General features: G+C 71.0%; 6 protein-coding genes. 3 read left to right on the plus strand and 3 right to left on the minus strand.

What is annotated here, in order from left to right; genetic code table 11:
- Positions 1 to 260: 260 nt before the first annotated feature.
- On the minus strand, positions 261 to 1,112 hold the full coding sequence (locus ACFWP7_RS06895) for a ketose-bisphosphate aldolase (protein ID WP_384377154.1): 852 nt from the start codon (positions 1,110 to 1,112) through the stop codon (positions 261 to 263).
- A gap of 33 nt (positions 1,113 to 1,145) precedes the next feature.
- A complete protein-coding gene (locus tag ACFWP7_RS06900; RefSeq protein WP_384377157.1) occupies positions 1,146 to 2,036 on the minus strand; it encodes an SIS domain-containing protein in 891 nt (296 codons plus the stop codon).
- A gap of 121 nt (positions 2,037 to 2,157) precedes the next feature.
- On the opposite strand from ACFWP7_RS06900, the gene ACFWP7_RS06905 reads away from it, so the two are divergent.
- The 3 genes from ACFWP7_RS06905 (at position 2,158) to ACFWP7_RS06915 (ending at position 5,591) form a co-directional block, all read left to right on the plus strand.
- A complete protein-coding gene (locus ACFWP7_RS06905; RefSeq protein ID WP_384377160.1) occupies positions 2,158 to 2,937 on the plus strand; it encodes a DeoR/GlpR family DNA-binding transcription regulator in 780 nt (259 codons plus the stop codon).
- 189 nt (positions 2,938 to 3,126) lie between these two features.
- Positions 3,127 to 3,933 (plus strand): DUF427 domain-containing protein, encoded by an 807-nt coding sequence (locus ACFWP7_RS06910; RefSeq protein ID WP_384377163.1) that lies wholly within the window; start codon positions 3,127 to 3,129, stop codon positions 3,931 to 3,933.
- A 128-nt stretch (positions 3,934 to 4,061) separates the two neighbouring features.
- Positions 4,062 to 5,591 (plus strand): metallophosphoesterase, encoded by a 1,530-nt coding sequence (locus ACFWP7_RS06915; RefSeq protein ID WP_384377166.1) that lies wholly within the window; start codon positions 4,062 to 4,064, stop codon positions 5,589 to 5,591.
- Between the two features lie 64 nt (positions 5,592 to 5,655).
- Here the strand turns inward: ACFWP7_RS06915 and ACFWP7_RS06920 are convergent, their stop codons facing one another.
- Positions 5,656 to 6,108: a phospholipase gene (locus ACFWP7_RS06920; RefSeq protein ID WP_384377169.1), complete on the minus strand. Its 453-nt coding sequence runs from the start codon at positions 6,106 to 6,108 to the stop codon at positions 5,656 to 5,658.
- Between the last annotated feature and the right edge of the window lie 207 nt (positions 6,109 to 6,315).

Consider the following 6,315-nt stretch of genomic DNA (forward strand, 5'->3'; position numbering starts at 1 on the left):
ACAGCTCGGGCAGCCGGAAGCCGTCCGTGCGACGCGCGACACCGTGCACGCCGACGCCGATGTCCACGACGACGGCGGGCGGCTCGCCGAGGTGGATCAACGTCTCCCTCATAGGGAGAAACCAGCGGTGGACATGGGGGTCCCATGCCCTCGCGACCGAGGTCCGCAGCCTTCATAAGGGGGCCCCGCCCTCGCGAGCGAGGTCCCCACGTCCTCGCGAAGGCACCCTCCCTGCGTCGGAGCGCGGCTTCCTGACGTCGTCACTCGCGCAGTACCCCGATGAGCCGCGCCACCGCCCCCGCCATCGCCGCCCGCCCCACGCCGAGGTACTCGCGCGAGTCCACGGCCGACGGGTGGGCGGCGAGGAACTTCCGTATGGCGCCGGTCATGGCGAGGTTCAGGGCCGTTCCGACGTTGACCTTGGCGATGCCGCCCGCGACGGCCGCCGCCAGCTGTTCGTCCAGCACGCCGGAGGAGCCGTGCAGGACGAGCGGTACGTCCAGTGCCGCGGTCAGACGCTTGAGCAGGTCGTGGTCGAGGAGCGCGGTGCGGGTGGTCATGGCATGCGAGCTGCCGATGGCGACGGCCAGGCCGTCCACGCCGGAGTCGGTGACAAAGGCGCGGGCCTCGGCGGGGTCGGTACGGGCGCCGGGCACGTGGGCGTCGAGCGGAGGCTCGCCATTCTTGCCGCCGACCTGGCCCAACTCGGCCTCGATCCACAGCCCTTGGGCGTGTGCCCAGTCGGCCGCGGCCCGGGTGGCGGCAAGATTCTCCCCGTACGGCAGCCGGGCGGCGTCGTACATCACAGAGCTGAATCCGGCGCCGGCCGCCTGTCGCAGCAGCTGGTCGCTCTGGACGTGGTCAAGGTGCAACGCGACGGGGACGCGGGCGCGTTCGGCAGCGGCAGTCGCGGCGCGGGCCAACGGGAGAAGCCGCCCGTGGCGGAACTTGACGGCGTTCTCGCTGACTTGAAGGACGACCGGCGCGTCCACGGACTCGGCGCCCGCGATGACGGCCTCGACATGTTCCAGGGTGATGACGTTGAACGCGGCGACCGCTGTCCGCGCCCCGGCGGCCGCGAGGACCAGCTCACCGGTTGCTGCGAGTGGCACAACTCCTCCTTCTCAGTGAGTGGTTGAGCCGACTCAGCCAGACATCCGGGTGAGGATCACCGAGCGGGTGAGATGGCGCGGCCGGTCCGGGTTCAGCCCGCAGGCCGTGGCGACCGCGACCGCCAGCCGCTGGGCGCGGACGAGTTCGGCGAGCGGGTCGAGTTCGCCCGCCACCCACAACCCGCCGGTGGCCCGGACCTGTTCGGCCAGACCTTCGGGCGCCTGGCCGAGCATCCAGGTGGCGGTGCCGTGCGTGGTGACGCTGATGGGGCCGTGCCGGTACTCCATCGCCGGGTAGGCCTCGGTCCAGGCCAGTGCGGCCTCACGCAACTTGAGCCCGGCCTCGTTGGCGAGCCCGACGGTCCAGCCACGGCCGAGGAAGGTGAACTGCCGACAGCCGACGAGCCCTTGGGGCAGCGGTTCCCCGAGGGCGGTACGGGCGTCGGAGACGACGGCGTCCGTGTGGAGACCGAGGTGGGCGCGGAGCAGGGTGAGCGCGGTGGTCGCGAACCGGGTCTGCACGACGGATTGTTCGTCCGCGAAGCCGAGCACCACGACCTCGTCCGCGGAGTCCACGACGGGCGTGTGCGGATCGGCGGTGATCGCTGTCGTGCGCGTGCGGCCCTTCAGGTTCCCGAGGAGTTCGAGCACCTCGGTGGTCGTGCCGGACCGGGTGAGGGCGACCACCCGGTCGTAGGAGCGGGCATCCGGGAACTCCGACGCGGCGAACACGTCCGTCTCACCCTGGCCCGAGCGTTCACGCAGCGCGGCGACGGCCTGCGCCATGAAGAACGAGGTACCGCACCCCACGATCGCGACCCGCTCCCCCGCCGCGGGCAGTGCGGCAGCATGTACCGCGGCCTGCTCGGCGGCGAGGGTCCAGCACTCGGGCTGACTGTTGAGCTCGTCCTCGACATGGGTCATGCCACACCCTTCCAATGATGCTTGTTCGTGCAAGATATAGCGCGCTTTCGAGCATGAACAAGCATTCTGACGGAGGAAGGGTGCGCTAGGGTCGCGGAAGATCGAGGAACGGAGTGTGCGGATGTCGCGCGACGCCCGCTGGAAGGCGCTGCTGGAACTGCTCGTGGAGCGGGGCCGGCTGGATGTCGAGGAGGTCGCGACCGAGCTGGCGGTGTCGGCCGCGACGATCCGGCGCGACTTCGATCAGCTCGCCGAGCAGCAGATGCTCATCCGCACCCGCGGCGGCGCGGTCGTGCACGGCGTCTCGTACGAACTGCCGTTGCGCTACAAGACAGCCCGCCACGCCTCCGAGAAACAGCGCATCGCGAAGGCGGTGGCCGGCCTCGTCACGCTCGGCGAGGCGGTGGGTCTGACCGGTGGCACGACCACCACCGAGGTGGCGCGCGCTCTCGCGGTGCGCCCCGATCTCGCGTCCGGTTCACCCGCGCTGACGGTGGTCACGAACGCGCTCAACATCGCCAACGAGCTTGCCGTGCGCCCCCAGTTCAAGATCGTGGTGACCGGCGGGGTCGCACGCCCGCAGTCGTACGAGCTGATCGGCCCCCTCGCCGACGGCGTGCTCGGCCAGATCACCCTCGACGTCGCCGTCCTCGGCGTGGTCGCCTTCGACGTCACGCACGGCGCGGCCGCCCACGACGAGGCGGAGGCCGCGATCAACCGGCTGCTCTGCGAGCGGGCCGAGCGCGTGATCGTCGCCGCCGACTCCAGCAAGCTGGGCCGGCGCGCCTTCGCCAGGATCTGCGCGGCCGAGTCGGTGGACACGCTGGTGACGGACACGGCGGTTGGCGAGGACGCGATGCGGGGGTTCGAGGAGGCGGGGGTCCGGGTCATCGCCGTTTGACCGCCGTAGTCGGCTGTCGACGACTCACGCCCGACCGCTGCAACCCGCCGTCTTGACCGCCGTACCCCCCGGCGGTCGCCTGGTGATCGGCTCGCGGTGGGAGGCGTACGTCGGGACACTGCTCTCGGAGGTGCCGGGCTTGTACCGCCGGGCACCTGCGGGTCCCGACCAACCGAGGGAGACCGGACGATGAGTGCATTCCCCACCGCGCAGTCGGTACGGACCACGCCGGAGGGCCTCCGCTGGGAGCCCAGCGAACGCTGGGTGCGCGGCCGCAAGGGCGACGTCACGGTCGTCGACAGCCGGCACCCCGTCCTCGTGTGGGAGCCCGCACTGCCGGTTCCGACGTACGCCTTCCCCCGCGAGGAGGTCCGCGAGGACCTGCTCCGCCCGGCGAAGAACCCCCGGACGGGCACGCACACGGGATCGCGGATCTTCTACGACCTCGAGGTCGACGGCGAGCTGATGGAGGACGCGGCCTGGACCTTCCCCGGCGACGACCTGGCCGGGCACATCGCCTTCGAGTGGTTCCGGCGCAATGGCCGGGGGCTCGACCACTGGTACGAGGAGGAGGAAGAGATCTTCGTCCATCCCCGGGACCCGCACAAGCGGGTGGACGCCCTGCCGAGCAGCCGCCATGTCCGGGTCGAGATCGACGGCACGGTCGTCGCGGACACCCGGCGCCCGGTGCTGCTCTTCGAGACGGGCCTGCCGGTGCGTTACTACGTGCCGCGTGAGGACGTACGCCTCGACCTCCTCGTCCCGACGGGCCACAGCACCGCGTGCCCCTACAAGGGAACGGCCGAGTACTGGTCGTGGCGGGGCGACGCCGACGTGCCCGCGAACCTCGTCTGGAGCTACCCGGACCCGCTGCCCGCGGTGGCCACCGTCACAGGGCTCCTCGCTTTCTACAACGAGGCGGTGGACATTACGGTGGACGGAGAGCGCGTGGAGCGCCCCGTCACTCCGTTCAGCAAAACGTTGTCGACGAGCTGACCGCCGGTCACTCGATCGGCCGGTTCCACCCACGTCGAGCCGCGCCCGGACGGAGATGTCGCGTGCCATACCTGGTGCCGCCGTCGGCAACACTGCCGGCGTTCACTGCGCGGGGGCACGCAGGGGGCATGCGCTGTTGCCTGTCCGCTCCCCTCGCGTCCCTGTCCGCCCTGGCCGCCCTCCCCGCTCCGTACGAAGTGCTGCGATCCGGCGTCCTGCTCGCCCCCTCGCTGCTGCGGGCCGCCCTGCACGGCCCGGCACACCAGAGCCGTCTCCATCCCCCCGACATCCTTGCCGCCGTCCACCTGGAACTGGTCACCCTGACCGAGGACAGCGCGGTCATCACCTGGCACACCGGAATACCCGGCACCAACGACGGGACGGGCCACATGCTCCCCGCGGTCACGGAGGGCGAGATCGTCTACGGCACCCACCCCACCCGGCTGAACCGCAGCGCAGCGGAGGCCCGCCCCACCGCGCACCACCATGTTGAGCTCACTGGCCTGGAGCCGGGCCAGACGTACTACTACCAGGCCCGCTCCCGGGGCGTGGCCGCCACCCCCACCTCGCTGCACCTGATCCGCGGCAACGCCGTCGGCACCAACCGCTACGGACTGGGAACGCGCGGAGGCCCGTACTCCTTCACCACTCCGCAGCCCCCGCCCGGGCAGCACCTGCTGACGATCGCCCTCTGCAACGACCTGCACGTCGGGGAGACCACCTCCGGTCTGGTCGGCGGCGTGCCCCTGATGCGCGGGGTGTCGCAGGAGGCGGGGCTCGCGCCGTATCCGGAGATCATGAGCCGGGCGGTGGTGGAGGAGGCCCGGCGGCGCGGGGCGGACGTGCTGCTGGCCGCCGGGGACATATCGGCGGGGGGCGCGCCGCGGGACCTGGCCGAGGCCAAGCGGATCCTGGACGGGTTCGGTGCGCACGGGCGGGACTACTTCGTTGTACGGGGGAACCACGACCGTCCCCGGCCCGGCCACGAGGACGCGGACGCCTTCCGGACGGGGTTCCTCGGCGGCGAGGTGCCCTCGTACTTCACCCACGACCTCGGCGGGCTGCGGATCGTCGGGCTCGACACGTATCTGAAGGACGGCAACGGCTCCGACGCCGGCGGCCTCGGCGCCGAGCAACTGTCCTGGTTCCGGGCCCGGTTGAACGAAGACTCGGATCGGCCCACCGTGGTGTTCGGCCACCATCCGCTGACCGTACGGGACTCCGTCTTTCCCGTGACCAGGGGGCAGCAGCTCGGCCGACGCCAGGCCCGGGCCGTCCTCGACGCCTACGCCGGCGCCCCCGGCGTCTTCCTCCACCACGCCGGGCACACCCACCGCAACAAGCGGACCGTCCTGCCGCAGGCTCCGCACGTCACCTTGCAGGAGGTCAGCGCCGTCAAGGACTATCCCGGCGGTTTCTGTCTGCTCCGGATCCACTCCGGCGGATTCGCCCTGAACCACTACAAGTCCAGCAGCGCGGCGGCCCGCGAGTGGGGCGAGCGCAGTCGCCGGGTGGCAGCCGGGTTGTGGCCGCACCATGCGCTGGGCCGCTCGGTCGCCGACCGCAATAGTGTCACCGCCCACGACCTGTCCGGCGTCACCCGCCCGGCGCCCCGAACGGCCTTCCAGGACACACCTGGTGAGCCGGTGGCGGGCTGAACGGGCCAACGACGAGGGCGGGACGCCGCACGCGCGGCGTCCCGGTTCTCCTCGGCCGGCGGTCTCAGCCGAACACCTTGACCGCCTGGTAGTACGTCCACGCCGTACCGTCGCAGGATGTCTTCGTCGCGCCGCTGTAGTTGAGGCAGACGCGCTCGAGGTCTTCGTAGAAGGCGCTGTCGAGGCGCGACTTGTTGGCGTCGAAGGTGCCCGCGGCCTTGTAGTTGCGGTAGCCGAAGTCGTGGCGGGCGCAGGACGTGGAGAAGGGGAAGCCGAACGGGTTGTCCGGCGAGGACGAGCAGTAGTCGGTGGACCAGTCGAACGCGTACGCGGACCACGCGGCCTGGTTCGCGCGGGCGGCGTTCCAGGTGTTGTAGCTCGACGCGCTGGTCTGGGTCCAGTTCGAGAGGACCTGGGTCTTGTCTGCGGGAACTGCGTCGGCCGCCGTGGCGGTACCGACGACGGTGATCAGGGCGAGAGTTGAGGCGGCAAGGCCGGCGGCGAGTCTGCGGTGCATCCCACACCTCCACGTGGCGACGGCCCGTCCGTCGGGCCGCAGGTTCATGACAAGAGGATCGCCATGATGGCTGTGCCTTCACACCTCGGATCTCTTAATGACCCATTAACTTTCGGCTGTGCCAGGGGATCGGACCATGAACCGGGCGGGAGGTACCCCGGGTTCTCGCCGTCGGACGAAGAGTGGCGGGGTGCGGAGGCTGTTCCT

Origin of the sequence: Streptomyces sp. NPDC058470 (assembly GCF_042721055.1) — a bacterium.
In the GTDB taxonomy this organism is placed as follows: Bacteria; Actinomycetota; Actinomycetes; order Streptomycetales; family Streptomycetaceae; genus Streptomyces.